The organism is Streptomyces sp. NPDC020845, assembly GCF_044334165.1.
Classification (GTDB): domain Bacteria; phylum Actinomycetota; class Actinomycetes; order Streptomycetales; family Streptomycetaceae; genus Streptomyces.
Genome location: NZ_JBIRSJ010000013.1, coordinates 191534 through 208409, shown reverse-complemented (window position 1 = coordinate 208409; position 16876 = coordinate 191534). Strand labels below are relative to the sequence as shown.

At 72.2% G+C, this 16876-nt stretch carries 15 protein-coding genes and 1 pseudogene; 10 read left to right on the top strand and 6 right to left on the bottom strand.

Annotation, left to right across the window (positions count from 1 at the left end; all coding sequences use genetic code 11):
• Nucleotides 1–35: 35 nt before the first annotated feature.
• A complete protein-coding gene (locus ACH4U7_RS33405; RefSeq protein WP_398531507.1) occupies nucleotides 36–839 on the top strand; it encodes a helix-turn-helix domain-containing protein in 804 nt (267 codons plus the stop codon).
• Here the strand turns inward: ACH4U7_RS33405 and ACH4U7_RS33400 are convergent.
• Nucleotides 829–1215, bottom strand: a complete 387-nt coding sequence (locus ACH4U7_RS33400; protein ID WP_398531506.1) for a nuclear transport factor 2 family protein — start codon at nucleotides 1213–1215, stop codon at nucleotides 829–831. The two genes, ACH4U7_RS33405 and ACH4U7_RS33400, sit on opposite strands and share 11 nt — an antisense overlap.
• A 156-nt stretch (nucleotides 1216–1371) precedes the next feature.
• Nucleotides 1372–2070, bottom strand: coding sequence for a hypothetical protein (locus ACH4U7_RS33395; protein ID WP_398531505.1), 699 nt, complete (start codon nucleotides 2068–2070; stop codon nucleotides 1372–1374).
• Nucleotides 2071–2270: 200 nt separating this feature from the next.
• On the opposite strand from ACH4U7_RS33395, the gene ACH4U7_RS33390 reads away from it, so the two are divergent.
• Both ACH4U7_RS33390 and ACH4U7_RS33385 read left to right on the top strand, forming a co-directional pair.
• A complete protein-coding gene (locus ACH4U7_RS33390; RefSeq protein ID WP_398531504.1) occupies nucleotides 2271–2855 on the top strand; it encodes a TetR/AcrR family transcriptional regulator in 585 nt (194 codons plus the stop codon).
• Nucleotides 2852–4207 (top strand): annotated as a pseudogene (locus ACH4U7_RS33385) (MFS transporter); the annotation flags it as partial. The gene ACH4U7_RS33390 and the pseudogene ACH4U7_RS33385, both read left to right, overlap by 4 nt.
• Here the strand turns inward: ACH4U7_RS33385 and ACH4U7_RS33380 are convergent.
• Both ACH4U7_RS33380 and ACH4U7_RS33375 read right to left on the bottom strand, forming a co-directional pair.
• Complete coding sequence (locus tag ACH4U7_RS33380) at nucleotides 4169–5557, bottom strand: amino acid permease (RefSeq protein WP_398531503.1); 1389 nt, start codon at nucleotides 5555–5557, stop codon at nucleotides 4169–4171. The pseudogene ACH4U7_RS33385 and the gene ACH4U7_RS33380 sit on opposite strands and share 39 nt — an antisense overlap.
• Before the next feature lie 37 nt (nucleotides 5558–5594).
• A complete protein-coding gene (locus ACH4U7_RS33375; protein WP_398531639.1) occupies nucleotides 5595–7796 on the bottom strand; it encodes a phage holin family protein in 2202 nt (733 codons plus the stop codon).
• A gap of 233 nt (nucleotides 7797–8029) precedes the next feature.
• Here ACH4U7_RS33375 and ACH4U7_RS33370 point away from each other — a divergent pair, with 233 nt between their 5' ends.
• From ACH4U7_RS33370 to ACH4U7_RS33360, 3 genes are all read left to right on the top strand, one after another.
• Complete coding sequence (locus ACH4U7_RS33370; protein ID WP_398531502.1) at nucleotides 8030–8707, top strand: cinnamyl alcohol dehydrogenase; 678 nt, start codon at nucleotides 8030–8032, stop codon at nucleotides 8705–8707.
• A 183-nt stretch (nucleotides 8708–8890) separates the two neighbouring features.
• Entirely contained in the window at nucleotides 8891–9343 is a 453-nt protein-coding gene (locus tag ACH4U7_RS33365) for a hypothetical protein (RefSeq protein ID WP_398531501.1), read from the top strand.
• Nucleotides 9340–10104, top strand: a complete 765-nt coding sequence (locus tag ACH4U7_RS33360; RefSeq protein WP_398531500.1) for a fibronectin type III domain-containing protein — start codon at nucleotides 9340–9342, stop codon at nucleotides 10102–10104. The genes ACH4U7_RS33365 and ACH4U7_RS33360 overlap by 4 nt, the downstream gene beginning before the upstream one ends.
• Before the next feature lie 4 nt (nucleotides 10105–10108).
• Here ACH4U7_RS33360 and ACH4U7_RS33355 read toward each other — a convergent pair whose 3' ends face one another.
• Nucleotides 10109–11146, bottom strand: coding sequence for a dipeptidase (locus ACH4U7_RS33355; protein WP_398531499.1), 1038 nt, complete (start codon nucleotides 11144–11146; stop codon nucleotides 10109–10111).
• Between the two features lie 227 nt (nucleotides 11147–11373).
• Between ACH4U7_RS33355 and ACH4U7_RS33350 the strand changes: the two genes are divergently transcribed.
• The 4 genes from ACH4U7_RS33350 (at nucleotide 11374) to ACH4U7_RS33335 (ending at nucleotide 14879) form a co-directional block, all read left to right on the top strand.
• A complete protein-coding gene (locus tag ACH4U7_RS33350) occupies nucleotides 11374–12615 on the top strand; it encodes a hypothetical protein (protein ID WP_398531498.1) in 1242 nt (413 codons plus the stop codon).
• Between the two features lie 15 nt (nucleotides 12616–12630).
• Nucleotides 12631–13290, top strand: a complete 660-nt coding sequence (locus ACH4U7_RS33345) for a hypothetical protein (protein WP_398531497.1) — start codon at nucleotides 12631–12633, stop codon at nucleotides 13288–13290.
• A 147-nt stretch (nucleotides 13291–13437) separates the two neighbouring features.
• The gene (locus tag ACH4U7_RS33340) at nucleotides 13438–14220 is read left to right on the top strand and encodes an MBL fold metallo-hydrolase (RefSeq protein WP_398531496.1); all 783 of its coding nucleotides are present in this window, start codon (nucleotides 13438–13440) and stop codon (nucleotides 14218–14220) included.
• Nucleotides 14217–14879 carry a DedA family protein gene (locus ACH4U7_RS33335; protein WP_398531495.1) on the top strand — a complete coding sequence of 221 codons (663 nt, stop codon included), beginning with the start codon at nucleotides 14217–14219 and terminating at the stop codon, nucleotides 14877–14879. Before ACH4U7_RS33340 ends, ACH4U7_RS33335 begins: the two co-directional genes overlap by 4 nt.
• Before the next feature lie 232 nt (nucleotides 14880–15111).
• Here the strand turns inward: ACH4U7_RS33335 and ACH4U7_RS33330 are convergent, their stop codons facing one another.
• On the bottom strand, nucleotides 15112–16737 hold the full coding sequence (locus tag ACH4U7_RS33330) for an FAD-dependent oxidoreductase (protein ID WP_398531494.1): 1626 nt from the start codon (nucleotides 16735–16737) through the stop codon (nucleotides 15112–15114).
• Nucleotides 16738–16876: the final 139 nt, after the last annotated feature.

The window sequence follows — 16876 nt, the reverse complement described above, 5'->3', positions numbered from 1 at the left end:
CGAGGCGCAGACGCGTGTTCGGTTACCGTCGGGGCATGACGACTGCCGTGATTGCCCCGGGGGTGGGCGCACTGCTGCGCGAATGGCGGGACCGGCGGCGGATCAGCCAGCTCGAGCTCGCACTGCGCGCCGACTCCTCCGCCCGCCACATCAGCTTCATCGAGACCGGACGGGCCAGGCCCAGCCAGGAGATGGTGCTGCGCCTCGCGGAACACCTCGACGTACCCGTACGGGAGCGCAACGCCCTGCTGATCGCGGCCGGTTACGCGCCGCACTACCCGGAGACCTCTGTGGACGACCCGTCGATGGGCCCGCTGCGCGAGGGGATGGAGCGGCTGCTGACGGGCTACGACCCGTACCCGGCCATCGTCGTCGACGGCATGTACCAGGTGGTGGCGGCGAACCAGGGGATGGCGATGCTGCTTGAGGGGGTCGCGGACCACCTCCTGCGGCCGCCGATGAACGCGATGCGCATCACCTTGCACCCGGACGGCCTGGCCCCGCGCATCCTCAATCTGCGTGAGTGGCGGGGCCATCTGCTGGAGCAGATGGAGCGGCAGCTGGCGCTGATGCGGTCCTCGCCGCTGCGGAAGCTGTACGACGAGGTCAGCGCCTATCCACTGGGCGCGGGGGGCCAGGAGCGGGCGGCCGCGGGCGGGGACCACGCGCCGTTCGCGCTGCCGATGGTGATCGAGCACGCCGGACATGTGCTGTCCTTCGTGTCCACGATCGCGACCTTCAACACCCCCATGGACGTCACCGTCTCCGAGCTGGCGATCGAGACCCTGCTCCCGGCCGACCCGGAGACGGCGCAGACCCTGCGGCGGCTCATGCCGTAGGCGCCGCCGGGATACGGTCCAGGAAGCCGAGGACGGAGCGGATCCGGCCGTCCTCGGCCAGGGTGATCACATCGAACCCGGCGACCGGCGCCGAGCCGTCGGCCGTCGACACCAGCTCCCAGGTGAAGCGGGCGGTGTCGTGGTGGCCGTCGACGGTCCCGGTGTGCTGGAAGACGAAGCCGGGGAACTGCTCCTGGGCCCCGGCGATGACCGCCGCCAGCTGGTCGTGGCCGCTGACGGCGGCGAGCGGGTCGGTGTAGCTGCCGTCCTCGGTCCAGGCGGCGGCGACGGCCTTGGAGCGGGCCTCGGCGTCGGTCGCGTTCCACGCCTCGAAGTAGCGGGCGACGGCGGTCTCGTACTGGGTCTGCGCGGTCATGGCAGGGCTCTCCTCATGATGAAAAGTGCTGGTGAGGCCGGGTTCCGAGCCGGAGTGCGCCGGCCCGGAACCCGATGCCCCAACCATGCCGCCGACGGCTCGCCCGGTCGATTACCCGCCAGGTAATGGCGATGGCCCGGCTCCGGACGGCCCGGCTCAGGACAGCTCCGACCAGGCCTTCTCGACCACGGCCGCGACCTTCTCGGGCTGGTTGGCCATACCGCTGCCGACCGCGCGGATCTGGACCGTGAGCCCGTCGCCCGTGCGCTGGCAGTAGCTGACGTGCACGGAGTCCGCGGTGGGCTTGGAACCGGCCGGGGTGGGCTGGTTGTACAGCACGCAGGAGACATCGCCGATGGTCTTGAGCTCGTCCTGCGGCTTGGCCAGGGCAAGGCGCTTGTGGTCCTGGTAGGGGACGTACGGCTGCGGGGACCGGCTGCGGACCGCGATCAGCGTTACGGTCGTCTGGACATCGGCGTCCGCGTACCGCTTCACCACGGCGGCGGCACCGCCGTACGCCTCGGACAGCCGCTCGCCGCTCCTGCGGTCCTCCTCGGCGATGCCGTCCGCCATCTTCTTGGCCTTGGGGACGCCTGCCGCGCGCTGGATGTCGGCGAAGGATCTGAGCCCGTCGAGCTTCGCCGGAGCGCTGAGCTCGCCCCCGCCGCCCCCGCCACCGAAGCCCCCGCCGCCGTCGCCGTCGTCCGAGAGCAGGGCGGGTATGCCGACCGCGGCGAGGCCGACCACGAGGCCGAGGGCCGCGGCCACCAGCGGATTCCGCAACGAGATCCGGCCCTGCGGGCTCGGGGGCGCGGCCGGGACCGCGGCGGGGAACTGCCCCGGCTGCGGCGGCACGCCCGCGGGCTGTGGCGCAATCCCCTGGGGCTGCGGGGGAAGCCCTTGGGGCTGAGGGGGCGTCGGGGGCTGCTGCTCAGTCATGTCTGCCTCAAGGTTTCTCACGAGTCGTCACCTATGCGTGGGTGCATCATTCTGGCCCAACCGACCGGACCCTGAACCCAGTAGACACTGTCTACGGATCCTGGTAGACAGTGTCTATGAGCGAGCACGACACGGGGCTGCGGTCCCGTCTGATCGAGGTCGGCGTGGATCTGGTGACCAGGGAAGGGATGCAGTCCCTGTCCCTCCGGGAGATCGCCCGCCGGGCCGGGGTCTCCCACGGAGCCCCGCGCCGCTACTTCCCCACCCACCTGGCGCTGTTGTCCGCGATCGCCCGCCAGGGCTTCGCCGAGCTGGCCGCCGGGGTCGCCGAAGCGGTCGGGGACGGACGGGTGGAGCCGCGCGCCCAACTGATGGCGCTGGGGCGGGTCTACCTCGACTTCGCCCTGACCAACCGCGGCATGTTCGAGCTGATGTTCCGCCATGACCTGCTGGAGAGCGACCACCTCGGGCTGCGCGAAACCAGCCTGCCGCTCTTCGAGGTGCTGGTCGACCTGGTCGCCCGGGCACGGCCCGCCGTCGATGCCGCGCCCCAGGTCGTCGCGGGCGCGCTGTGGGCCAATCTGCACGGCATCGCCCAGCTGTGGGGGTGGGGCAGCCTCCAGCTCGCGACGGGCACCGACGACGTCGAACCGCTGCTGCGCGCCGCGCTGGAGGCGCATCTCGGGCCGGAGCGGCCATGAAATACCAGCGGATGCTCACGCTGGTCGCCGGCGTCGCCGGGGCCGCGATCGTCGCCCTGGACGGCACCGTGCTGACCATCGCGCAGCCCGATATGCGGCGGGATCTGCACGCCTCGTTCGCCGCGGTGCAGTGGACCAGCACCGGCTATCTCATCGCGGTGGCGGGCCTGTTGGTGTTCGCCGGCCGCCTGGGTGACCGCTACGGCCATCAGCGGCTGTTCGCCCTCGGCACCCTGGGCTTCGCCGCCGCGTCGGCGGGCATCGGCCTGGCGCCGGGGGTGGGCTGGGTGATCGGTCTGCGCGTCGCCCAAGGGGTGTTCGGCGCGCTGCTGCAACCGGCCACGCTGGGGATGCTGCGGGCCGCGTATCCGCCGGACCGGATCGGTATGCCCATCGCGCTGCGCACCAGCGCCATCGGGCTGGCGGCCGCGGCCGGTCCGCTGATCGGCGGGTCGCTGACGGACCAGCTGGGCTGGCGCTCCGTCTTCTTCCTCACCGTGGCGCCCGCGCTGCTGATCGGTGTCCTGGCGCTCGTCGTCCGGATCCCGGAGCCCAAGCGGACCGCCGACCTCCCGCTCGATCTGCCCGGTGCCCTCCTCCTCGCGCTGGCCCTGGCGTCCGTGGTGTACACGCTCGTCACGCTGCCGGAGAGCGGCTGGACGGCGGCGACCGCCCTCGGAGTCCTCGCCACGGCAGCGGCAGGCGCCGCGTTCGCCCGGCATGCGCGGCGCACCGCGCACCCCCTGCTGCCGCCGGGCCTGCTGCGCTCGGCGGCCGTCGCCCCGGCGCTCGGCGTCCTGGTGGCGGCGTCGGCCGCGGTGTTCGGGGCGCTGTTCCTCGGCACGTACTTCCTCCAGGACGTGCTCGCGCTCGACCCGCTGCAGAGCGGGCTGAGGGCGCTGCCGCTGCCCGCGATGATGGTGCTGGGCGCGCCCGTCTGCGCCGTACTGCTGCGCCGGTACGGACCCCGGCGGACGGCCGTGGCGGGGATGGCGCTGCTTGCCCTCGGCGTGCTGCTGTTCTCCCGGCTCGACGAGGAGTCCACGGCCGTGGCGATCGGCGGCTGCTTCCTTGCGATCGGCGCCGGGTTCGGCGCGGTGATGGTCACCGCGACGGCCGTGATCGTGCGCCATGCGCATGTGGACCACGCCGGGGTGGTCGGCGGGCTTCAGCAGACCGCCCTGAACGTCGGCCCGGCGCTGGGCGTCGCCGTGGCGACCATGCTGATGGCCCTCACCACGACGGCCACCACGCTGGTGGTCCTGGCGGCCGTCGCCGCGGCCGGGGTGCCGCTGGCCGCCGCGCTGCCTGGGTCAGCCGGCCGTGTCGGCGGCCGAGCGCGCGCCGTCCGCAGGGCCCGTCTCCGCGGCGGCCTCAGCGCGGGGCCGGGTCGCGGCGCGGCGGGCGGCCATCAGGATGTAGACCAGCACACCGGCGAAGAGGAAGAGCGTGCCCTGGTACACGGCGGCGTATCCGGCGCCCGCGACCAGCCAGAAGGAGAAGCCGAAGCCGAGCAGCGCGAGCACCAGGTCCCGGACGAAGCGGCCGGCGCGCACCTCGTCCCGGCGCCCCGACAGCAGGAAGTGGACCTGGGCGCCGGCGGCCAGCAGATACGGGACGGTCGCCGAGAAGGTGGTGATCAGGACCAGGGACTCGAAGACCCCACCCGAGCCTGAGGTGTAGTTCAGAACGGTGAGCAGCGAGGCGAGGACGGTGCCGACGAGCACGCCGAAGGTCGGCACACCGCGCCGCTTGGCGGCGAACGCGGCGGGGAAGAGCCCGTCGCGGGCGGCCGCGTACGGTGCCTGGGCGCTCATCAGGATCCAGCCGTTGAGCGCGCCGACGATGGACACCACGGCGGCCAGGGCGATGAGGGTGCCGCCCCAGGAGCCGCCGAACATGGCGTTCACGGCGTCGGAGAAGGGCGCCGTGGAGTTCACCAGGTCCCGGTGCGCGACGGTGCCGAAGACCGACAGGGTGCCGACGAGATAGACCACGGCGGCGCCGACGGTGCCCAGCACACTGGCCCGCCCGACGTTGCGCTCCGGGTCGCGCACCTCGCCCGCGCTCATCGACGCCGATTCGACGCCCACATAGCTGTAGAGCAGGATCGCGGCCGCCGCCGACAGCCCGCCGACCGCGCTGCCGCCACCGGAGTGGAACGGGCCGAGGTTGTCCGGGTCGAAGAAGAAGAGCCCGGCTACGGCGACGAAGAGCAGCGGCACGAACTTGAGCACCGTGGAGACGATCTGCACCACACCGACCCACCGCGTGCCCGCCAGGTTCGCGAGCGCGGGCAGCCACAGCGCGAGCAGCGCCACGGCCAGGTCGACGCCCTTGGACTCATGGCCGGGGACGAGCACATGGACATAGCCGACGGCCGCGACCGCAAGCGCCGCGTTGCTGACCCAGGTCATGGTCCAGTACGACCAGGCGGACAGGAAGCCCGCGAAGTCGCCGAACGCCGCGCGCGCGTAGACGTACGGCCCGCCGGTGCGCGGATCGCGCTCCGCCAGCCGCCCGAAGACCAGCGCGAGCGCGACCGCGCCGACGGTCAGGACGACGAAGGCGAGCAGGCTGACGGTGCCGTACGGGGCGACGGAGGCGGGCAGCAGAAAGATGCCGCCGCCGATGATGTTGCCCATGACGAGCGCGGTCGCCGTGGGCAGGCCGAAGCGGCGGGCGGGGTGCGGGTCGTGCATCCCGCCATGGTCGGGGAATCATGCATGGTGCACCAAATCACCGCGTTTTGTCCGGCAGGGGCGGCGGGGCCGCCGGAGATGCTGCGGTGACATCGCCGAGCAGCCGTGATTCCTCGCTCTCCGGGACCTGCGGGGCCGGTGGGGTCGCCGGGACCTGCGGTCCGTCCGTACGCTCCGGGACCTGCGGTCCGTCCGCCTCCCGCAGCCAGCGCCGCAGCACCGCGTGCACCCGCTCGGCCCCCACCAACTGCTCCCCCGGCCGGGTGGGCGGGCTGAGCTCGATGGGCCACAGCAGAAAGGGGTGGCTCTGCGCCCCGCCGAGCCCGCCGTGCGAGCCGATCTGCCCCTCGAAGGCGTGCACCTCGCCGGTGGCCGGGTCGTAGGCGGAGTTGACCATGATGTCGGGGGCGTTCGGGAAGCGCGCGGTGCGCCGTACGGCGGCCACGGCCCCGTCGCCGAAGGCCTTGAGCGGGCTGCGCCCCACGACCCGGCCGGTGTCGAGGTGGTGCTCGGCGCCGTCCGCGCCCAGCACCACCGCGCCGTGCCGCTCGGAACGTACGAGCAGGAAGCCCACACCGGGGTGGTCGGCGAGGGTGCGCAGCAGCGCGGGGTGGCGGCGGTCGATCTCCTCGCGGCTCATCCGGCCCGGCACATCGGGGAAGGAGACCAGCCCCAGGTTGCCGGAGGCGAGCACCACCGGGTCGGACGGGCCGTGTCCGTCGCCGTCCCGCTCGGGCCTGCGCAGCGCGGCACGCGCCGCCTCGCGCGCCTCGGCGCCTCCCCCAGCTACCGCTGGGCGGTGCACCCCGGTCCGCCCGGCCTGCCGGGGCACGGGCAGTGCGCAGCCGGCCCGCACCAGGTCCTCCAGGGTGAGGCCGTAGGCGTCGGCGAAGGTCGCGCCGGGGCTCTGCCCGTGGTCGGAGAGCAGCACGATGCGGTAGTCGCGCGGTGCGTGCTCGACGACCTTGGCGATCAGCGCGACGCTGCGGTCGAGGCGGCGCAGTACTTGGTGGGTGTCGCGGCTGCGCGGCCCGGAGTGGTGGGCGACCTCGTCGTACGCCACCAGGTCGGCGTAGATCGCGGTGCGCCCGGACAGGATGTCCCCCATCACCGCGGCGACCACGACGTCCCGCTCCACGACGGTGGCGAAGGCGCGGATGAACGGGTACAGCCCGCCCCGCCCCACCCGCGGCGTCTCGCGCCGCAGTCTGGCGCGCGCCGACTGGCCGAGCTCGCGGAAGATCTCGGCGAGGAAGGAGCCCGCGGTGCGGGTGGCGTTCGCGGGGTCCCTGAAGTACGCGAAGTAGCCGCTGCGGGAGCGGTTGTGGCGGCCACGCCGGGCGGCCACCGAGAGCACCAGGGCCAGTTCCTCGGCGCCGCCGGTGAACAGATTGCCGCGACTGGCCCCGTCGACGGTGAGCAGCCCCTCGTCCCCGGTACGGGCCGCGGCCCGGCGCTGCAGCTCGGCCGCGCTGGTCGGCCGGTTGCTGACGATGACCTGCCGGGCCTCCTTCTCGTACCAGCGGAAGGCAGGCACGTCCTCGGTGGAGCCGTGCAGGATGCCGAGCTGGCTGGCGCCGGTCTGGCTGGACCAGTCGGTGCGCCAGGGGGTGAGCGTATGGGTGGTGTCCACCCAGCCGGCGACGGTCTCCATGATCGGCGGCCGGTTGCCACGGGGCCGCACCGCGTCCCGCAGCACATCGTGTCCCACGCCGTCGATCTGCAGAAACACCGTCCCGGGCGGCTGCGGCGGCCCGCCCGTCCCGCCTTGTCTGCGCCGGCTGCCCTGTCTGCGGTCTGCGAGCCGCGCCAGCCGCCGGCGGTAGGCGCCGTCGTCCCGTACGGTCAGGAAGGTGCTGGTCGCCGAGGACGCGGCGGACATCACGGCCGCGACCACCACGGCGGTCTCCGGCTCGGCGGCGCCACGCCCGTCCGGTATCAGGTTCAACGCGACCAGCAGCAGCGAGCCGTTGAGCACGAACACCAGCAGCCCGAGCACAAACGCGGGCACCAGCAGCAGGGCCCGCACCAGCAGCGGCCACACCAGCGCGCTGAGCAGACCGAAGGCCCCGGCGCCGCTCGCCGCGGTGATGGCGATCCGGGTGGTGCTGTCCCCGTCGGCGGACTGCAGCCGGAAGTCGGGCAGGATGCCCGCGAGGGCCAGCATGGTGAGCGTGGACACGGCCCACACCGCGAGCACCCGCAGCAGGGCCGCGCCCACGGATTTCCAACGGGGCATCTGCACGCCGTCACTCACCTCGCGTATCCACGCCCGCTCGGCACTCGCGGACCGGCCCCCAGCCTGTCACAGCGGATCTCGGGCCCGGCCGTGGCGTTTCTCTATAAGAATCTCGTTCATTGATATGGACACGCCATGCACACGGGCCTACCGTGATTCTTGGTCTAGACCATGATCCATCGATGGGAAATCAACCGGAGCTCGACTGGAAATCGACTGGAGGTGATGAGCGCATGCCCGCGTTACGCACCCGAGTGGCCATGGCCGTCGCCGTCGCCGCGCTCATGGCGGCGCCGACCGGCCTGGCGTCGGCGGCACCGGCGACAGCGACCGCGCCGACGGACGGCTGGCAGCAGAAGTCCTTCACCTACGCCATGCACAAGCCCTGGAACCTCGACCTCAGCGAGCGCTACCGCTACGACTCGGGCACCAAGACGCACACCATGTGGGTGTACTCCACGGACGAGCCCCTGGAGGAGGGCAGCTCGACCGATCCGCGCACCGAGATGCGCTGGAATCAGGAGTACACCTCGGGCAAGCACATGTGGGACGCCGATGTGTACATCCCGTCCGGCACCAACGGCGCGGACTTCATGCAGATCCTGCGGGTCAAGCACCCCTCCGGCACCCCCGCGACCGACATCATGCTGCGGGTGTCGAACGAGAGCGGCGGCACCGTCAAGCGCTACACGGACCAGGTCATCAAGTCCGGTGTCTACAACAAGTGGTGGAACCTGAAGGTCGCGCACGACGCGGACGCCGGAAAGATCCAGGTCTACGCCGACGACCAGCTGGTCCTGACCGTCGCCGACCGGGGATCCGCGACCCGCCACTTCAAGAACGGTGTGTACCACCATGGCAGCGGCCGGGCCGAGGCCCGGTTCCGCAACATCCACTATTGGGTCAATTGAAGTTCTCTCCCGGATGAATCCGGGAGATTCTCCCCTGGATCGCTCCGGGGAGTTTGACAGGTCATGCCTGTCCGACGACGACCCTCCCGGCCGCCGGAGCAAGTACAGGACTCGCTCGGGTTGTCGGAGACTTGGTTGTCGCCTCCGACCATGCACTGAGCGTAGCAGATAGATTACGTCCTGATGTGGTGGTGCGGCGCACCGCCACATCAGGCGAGCGGGGACCAGCGCGCCGAGCGGCGGTATGACACCTACACCGGTGGCACCCACCAGTTCGAGGGGTACTTCAAGGTCACCAGCATGGGCGGCACCCGGATCAGCCTGAAGCAGACGTTCAACGACACGGACGGCAGCGCGGGCCCGTACTTCATGCTGGCCGTCGAGCGTGGCGGGCGGCTGTACGCCGTGCACGGCGGGGACACCCTCTCGAACGCCGGGACCGTCGGCGCGACGGTGCGGGTGAACACCGTGCACCAGGTGGGCAGGGAACACCGCACGTACATCAACGGATCGCTGAAGCACACCGTCGACAGCCCCGGCGGCAGCTTCTACGACAAGTTCGGCGCCTACCGCACCAGCAGTGGCAACGGCCCGGCCACGGTGGTGTGGAGCAACGTCAAGTTCTGGCGCAAGTGAGCGGCGCGCCGAGAGCCCTGGCGGCGGCGGTCCTCGTCGCCGCCGCCCTGGCCGGCTGCTCGTCACCACAGCCGGCCACCCGCCCCGCCCAACCGGCCCCTTCCTCCGCCACCGGCACCAGGCTCACCGCCACCCTGACCTCGCCGGTGGACATCACCCTGAGGTGGACGGGCACGGAGCCGGGGGCCGCCGGGCGGATCGTGGAGTTCGCGACCGCGCCCGAGGGGCCGTACACGATCCTTGAGTACGTGCCGCTCGGCCAGACCTCGTACCGGCACCCCGATCTGATGCCGCAGACGCCCTTCTACTACCGCGTCCGCCCCTACTACGGGCCCGCCTCGCGGCCGGTCGAGGTGCGGCTGCCCAAGGGGGACTTCACGGCGAAGGAGCAGAAGAGCGACCACGAGTGGGCGCCGCCCCGGACGCTGCGCCAAACGGCCGTGCACACCGGCTCCGTCAAAGACGCCGCCACGGTGGGGGCGGCCGCCCCCACCGGGCTGAAGGCGACCGTCATGCACGCCAACGGCATCCGGTTCACCTGGACCGACCACGCCTCCGACGAGCAGGGCTATCTGCTGGAGGACCGGCCACAGGGCGGCGACCGCTTCCGGCCGGTGGCCGTCCTGGACCGGAACATCAACTCCTTCGGCCTGATCACCCTTCCGAACGAGAAGCGGGCCACGTACCGGGTGCGGGCCTTCTCCTACGGCAAGGGGTCCAACGTCGTACACCTGAAAACAGGATCCGCACCGGAGCGGTGACGACTCACGCGGGGCGGCCGAGCTCCTTGCGGAACAGCTCCAGGACGTTTCCGCCGAGGATCTTGAGGATGTCGCCCTCGGAAAGGCCCCTGCGGACCAGCGCCTCCGTCACCAGCGGCAGCCCGCGGGGGCCTTCGAGGCCCGGCACCACCAGCTCGGCGTACTCCAGATCCTCGCAGCACGGCGGGCTGGTGTCCGCGCTGACCTCCTTGATGAAGTCGGGCCCAAGACCCACCCGGTCCACGCCCGCGACCTCGACGATATGCAGGATGTGATCGGCCAGCCGGTCCACCGTGCGCTCGGCGGGGTCGGTGGCCACGAACTCGCCGAGGAAGTTCACACACACCATGCCACCGGTCGCGACAAGGCCGCGGATCTGCTCGTCGGTGAGGTTGCGGTGGTGGTCGAGCAGGGCGCGGGCGGAGGAGTGCGTGGCCAGCACGGGCCGGGTGGCCAGCTCCAGCACATGGGCCACGCCCGAGGCGCCCAGATGCGACACGTCGAACAGGATCCCCAGGCGCTCCATCTCCGCCAGCGCCGCCACCCCCGCCTCGGTGAGCCGACTGCCGGTGGCGTCCTCGCCACTGCCGTCGGCCAGGGCGGTACGGCCCCAGTGGGCGATGGACGCCATGCGAACCCCGAGCCGGTGCAGGGTCGGGATCAGCTCCACGTTCGCATCCAGTCCTGGGGCGCTCTCCAGCGCCAGGACCAGCGCGATCTTGCCCTCGTCCAGGGCGCGGTCGATGTCGTCCCCGTCCAGGCACAGCCGTACCTCGTCCGCGTTGCCCTCGGCCAGGGTGTGCGCGCACTCGATCATCCGCAGCGTCTCGCGCAGCGCGCCCTCGGGGCGGAACTGGTCCTCGATGAAGACCGGCAGCACCTGAAGATCCACCCCGCCCTCGCGCAGCTGGGGCAGCCACTGGTCGCGGAAGAAGGAGGCCCAGCGGTGCGGCGGGCGGGCGGTGACCGCGATCAGCAGGTCGTTATGGGCGTCGGCGACCACCGCGCGGCGGTGGAGTTCCAGATGCGGGTCCAGGGTCACGTGCGGGCTTTCCTTCAGGTCAGGGCCGGGGCGAGGCAGGAAACGGGGCCATGGTGCCGTACGGGTGGGGCGCCGGGCCACGGAATATCCGGTGGGACAACAAGTCGAGCGACGGGGCTGTCAACACCCTTTCGAATGAATCGTCGCATCCATGAGCCGGTATCGGCCGTTCCAGCGGTACCGTCCCACCGGCATGGCTGTTGTCGGGGCGCCAGGGGGATATGAGCGTGGAGAAGTTCAACGTGGTGGCGCTGGGACCGTCCGGCTCCGGCAAGACCGTGTATCTGGCGGCGCTCCAGGAGCGGCTGCGTACACAGGACCCGGAGCTGGGATTCCATGTGCGGCTCCCCCGCGACCAGGAGCGGAAGCTCACCGAGGTGTACTCCGAGGTCGCGAGCTCGGGCGACTGGCCGGCGCCCACCGACCGTACGGAGACCCCCGAGTGGACGTTCACCTGCCGGATGTGGACCCGGTTCGGGGTGTTCGAGACGATGCAGATCGAGTACATCGACTACGCCGGGGAGCATCTGACCCACCCCGTCGGCGAAGGGTCACAGGTCCAGGACTGGTTCGAGGAGCGTCTTGAGACGGCCGACGCGCTGCTCGGGCTGTTGGACGGGGTCAAGATCCGCGGCCTGCTGTTCGGGAACCGGGGCGCGGAGGACTTCCTCAGGGACGATCTGGCGCCGATGTTCTCCCTGATGCAGGGCTTCCCGGGGCCCATCCACTTCGTGGTGACCAAATGGGACCTCGTGGAGCAGAACTTCACGCTGGCCGACGTCAGACAGCGGCTGATGCGGGAGCCCACCTTCAGCCAGCTCGTCGCCAGCCGCGCGCCCGGGAAGACCCGAAGATTCCCGGTCCCGCCCGGCCGGATCCGGCTCATCCCGGTGAGCGCCGTCGGCCGGGGGTTCGCGGTGCTCGACAGCGAGGGCAAGGTGCGCAAGCTGGACCGGACGAACCCCAAGCCCATGAACGTGGAGATCCCGCTCGTCTCGGTCCTGCCGGATCTGTGTGTGCGCGCATACGAAGCGCTGCGGATCAGTGAGGCCCGGCGGGCGGCCGGCCAGGATCCGCAGCAGGACCAGGAAGCGGGCCAGGGCCAGGACCTCGGCCAGGACCAGGGCGACCAGAGCGAGGCCGGGGCGCCCGGCTCCCCCGGGCGGGTCAGAAAGCTCCTCGCGGCGGGCCTGTCACCCCAGTTGCAGGCGCAGCTGATGAAGTCCGGGATCACCGTCAGCCCCGCCGTGCTGGCGGGCTTCCTGGATGCCGCGCTGGGGGTGCTCGGCCAGTTGGCCTCCCGGTCGCCGAGAGAGGTCCGCAGGGCCAAAAGGCTCCAGCGGTCGTGGCGCGGGCGCCGCGTAAAATCCGTCAAGGACGAGAAGTCCGCCGTGCACCACACCGTTCACCGCCTGGTCGGCCAGCTGGGCGAGTTCGAGCGGGCCGAGCCGGACTCCATATTGGCCTGAGGCGTGGGTGGTCCCGTGGAGCGTGTCGAGTGGTGGCCCTTCCTGATCAGCCGAGGGCGCCGCACCCCCTTCCGTACGGTCGTGGTGCCCGATCTGCCCGGCGGCGCGGCTGACGGGCTGGAGCCGGTGCTGCTGGACGCGGCCGGCGGGAAGCCCACCCCGGAGGGGCAGCTGCGGTTCCGGGTCGTCGAGCGGTCCGACGCGGACGACCTCGCCCTGGTGTTCCGGGTGATACGCCCCGATCCGGTCGAGGCGGGGGAACAGCGGGGGCCGCTGTACGACGCGCACTCCCGCCCGATCTATCTGATCGAAGGGGTGCTGCGCACGCTCCCGGCGGTCGCGTCCGACGGCGGACCGCGCCCGTGGGTGCCGCAGGGGGCGCTGCGGACCGCCCATGAACACAACGTCCCCGCCTTCCAACGGTTCTGGCAGACGGACCGGTACGACCTGGCCCCCGTCCGGTCCAAGGCCCTCAGCTTCCCTGCGAACGCATCGGCGGAGCGGGCCCAGTGGTCCGTCTCGCCCCCGTTCCGGGTGCGCGCCAGACGGCCGGCGAAGCCAGACCCCCCTCCTCCGCCGCCCCCGGCCGTCGGCAGCCGCCGAGGAAGGCTGCTGCTGTGGTGGGGGGCGCTGCTGGTGCTGGCGGTCGTGCTGGCGTTCGCGCTCAGCGGCTGAGCACCCGTCGGTGAACGGGCGGGGTGAACGGGCGGGGGCCGTCCGCCGACGCCGGGCGCGGTGAGAGGATCGACGCGGACGTAACCGTCCACGCCGTCCGCCGGTCCGGGCGGCGCGCTCCGGGCGGCGCCATGAGGGAGGGTCCGAGTGTCGGTGGAGATCACCTGGTGGGGGCATGCCACCACCACCGTGCGGGACTCCGGCGTGCGCGTGCTGACCGACCCGCTGTTCGTACGGCGGCTGGCGCATCTGCGCCGCCGCCGGGGGCCCGTGCCGCCGCCCGCGGCCGAGGTCGCCGATGTCGCGCTGGTCTCCCATCTGCACGCCGACCACCTCCACCTCCCCTCGCTGATGCGGCTGCGCCCCGGCACCCGGCTGGTGGTGCCGCGCGGCGCCGGGCGGGCCGTGCCGGGGCTGCGGCGGGTGGCCCGGGCGCGGGAGCTGCGGGTCACGGAGGTGCGGCCGGGCGAGGAGATCGCGGTGGGCGAGGTGCGGATCCGGGCCGTACCGGCCGCGCACGACGGCAGGCGGCTGCCGTACGGGCCGAGCCGGGTGCCCGCGCTCGGCTACGTCCTGCGGGGCGAGTCCACGACGTACTTCGCGGGCGACACCGGGCTGTTCGACGGCATGGCGCGGGCGGTCGGCGACTGCGACGTGGCGCTGCTGCCGGTCGGCGGCTGGGGCCCGTACCTCGGCCACGGCCACCTCGACGCCCACCGGGCCGCCCAGGCGCTCGCCCGGCTGGGCGCGCGCAGCGCGGTGCCCGTGCACTACGGCACGTACTGGCCGATCGGCCTCGACGGGATCCGGCCGCACGAATTCCACTCACCGGGCGACGACTTCGTCCGGCACGCCGGACGGCTGGCCCCCGACGCGGTGGTGCATGCGCTGCGGCACGGCGAATGCGTACACCTGGAGACCACCGGATGACCGGCCATGTACTCGACGGCATCGGCGAGCTCGCGCGCGGCGTGCCGCCCGAGTCGACCCAGCAGGCGGTCGGCTATCCCTCGCTGTTCCTGCTGGTGGTGCTGGGGTCGCTGGTGCCGGTGGTGCCGACGGGCGCGGTAGTGAGCTCGGCGGCGGTGGTGGCGATCCACCAGAGCGTGCCGCCCCTGTCCCTGCTGGTCGTCTTCTGTGTGGCCTCCTTCGCGGCCTTCCTCGGGGACATCGCCCTGTACTGGCTCGGCCGCCGCGGCCTCAGCTCGAAGAACGGCTCCCGCTGGCTCGCCCAGCTCCAAGGCCGCGCCGCCCCCGAACGTCTGGCCCAGGCCCGCACCCGCCTCGACGAGCACGGGGTCGCGGTGCTGGTGCTCTCCCGTCTCCTCCCCGCCGGACGCATCCCGGTGATGCTGGCCTGCCTGCTCTCCCGTATGCCGATGCGCCGCTTCGCCCGCGGCGACGCCCCGGCGGTCCTGGCCTGGTCCGGGGCCTACGCCCTCATCGGCATCCTGGGCGGGTCGCTCTTCGCCAGGCCCTGGGAGGGCGTGGCCGCCGCGATCGCCCTGACCGTCCTGATCAGCACCGCCCCCACCCTCTGGCGCCGCACCCGTGCCCGCCGCGAGGCACACGGCGAGGCGACGAGCTGACCTCGCTCCTTCCGGCTGCCGCGCCGCGGCGATCACCGCGCGGCGGTGTGGCCGAGATGGCAGGGGGTTGCTCCATGCCCGATGACGAGCACATGAGCACCACTCGTTCCCGGACACCTCGGGCCCCGACGCCGCATGAAGGCCGTACTGGGCCCGGCCGCCGCGGAGTCACGGCGCGGTCGGCCGGGCCTGCTCGGGCACTCGGCGGGCGGGGTCCGGGGGCAGCGGCAGGTCAGCGGCAGAGGACGGATTGGAGGACGTCGGCCAGGACTCGCTCCGGTTCGTGTTCGGCGCCCTCGGCGCGCCAGGCGATGAAGCCGTCGGGGCGGACGAGGACTGCGCCCTGGGGGGTGGTGCCGTGGAGTTCGGTCCAGTCGGTGCCGGGGTCGGGGGTCAGGTCGTGGGTGGGGTCGAGGCCGAGGCGGTAGGCGGCGAGGGGGATGTCGAGGCGGTCGGCGACGCGTAGCGCGGCGCCGTGCCAGGCGGCGCCTTCGGGGCCGGTGAGCAGGACGCAGGTGCGCTCGTACAGGTCGAGGGTGGACAGGCGGAGGCCGTCGCGGTCGACCCACAGATGGGGGGCTCGGCTGCCGGGTTCGCCGCCCGCGGTGAAGCGGTCGGGGACGGCGGGGGTGGCGGGGTCGGCGCCGAGGACCGCGTCGGAGGCGTAGCGGTAGCCCATGGCCACCGCGAGCACATCGCGCTGCGGACCGGTGGACGGTGGCGCGGTGTAGCCGGGGTGGTTGTGTTCGGCGGAGCGCGCGGCGGCGCGGGCGCTGGTGGCCACGGCGACCGGCTGGCGTTCGACGCCGTAGGTGTCCAGCAGCCCGGGGCCGGCCCAGCCGCCGAGGACGGCGGCGAGTTTCCAGGCGAGGTTGTGTGCGTCCTGGATGCCGGTGTTGGAGCCGAAGGCGCCGGTGGGGGACATTTCATGGGCGGAGTCGCCGGCGAGGAAGATCCGGCCGTCCCGGTAGCGCTCGGCCACCCGTTCGGCCGCGTGCCAGGGAGCCTTGCCGGTGATTTCGACCTCCATGTCGAGGACACCGGTGGCCTTGCGGATGTGTTCGGCGCACCGCTCGTCGGTGAAGTCCTCCAGGGTCTCGCCGGTCTCGGGGTGCCAGGGGGCGTGGAAGACCCACTGTTCGGCGTTGTCCACCGGGAGCAGCGCCCCGTCGGCGGCCGGGTTGGTCAGATAGCAGGCGATGAAGCGGCGGTCGCCCACGACATCGGCGAGCCGCTTGGCGCGGAAGGTGATGCTGACGTTGTGGAACAGCTCGCCGCGGCCGGTCTGGCCGATGCCCAGGCGTCTGCGTACGGAGCTGCGGGGGCCGTCGGCGGCGATGAGGTAGTCGGCGCGCACCACGGACGTACGCCCGGACTCCCGGTGCTGGACGACGGCGGTCACCCCGTCGGCGTCCTGCTCGAAGGAGATCAGTTCGGTGGAGAAGCGCAGCTCGCCGCCCAGTTCCTGGGCGGTCCGCAGCAGGACCGGTTCAAGGTCGTTCTGGCTGCACAGACACCATCCGGAGGGGCTGAGCCCGCGCATGGCGCCGCCCGGGTCGATCTCCCGGAAGAGCCAGTGGTGGTCCACTCCGGTGAGGGATTCGGCCTGCAGGATGCCATGGTTGCCGGCCAGGACGGACGCGGCTTCGTGGATCGCGGACTCCACTCCCGCGGTCCGGAACAACTCCATGGTGCGGAGGTTGTTTCCGCGCCCGCGCGGGTGCGTGGAGGTGCTCGCGTGTTTCTCCACGAGCAGGTGTCCGACGCCCAGCCGGCCCAGGAAAAGTGAGGCGGACAGTCCCACCAGGGATCCGCCCACGACGAGTACTGGCACACGCTCATCGACATGGGGATTCATCTCGCTGCTATTCCCGGGGTTTTGGCCCTGGTCAGGCGTCTGGCGAGCCCCTTCGCCCGGATGGCTCACATATCTCGCGGCATCCGTGGGAGCGCTCCACGATCGACTAACGGGCGCCGCGTCCGGCGAAGGACGCCCC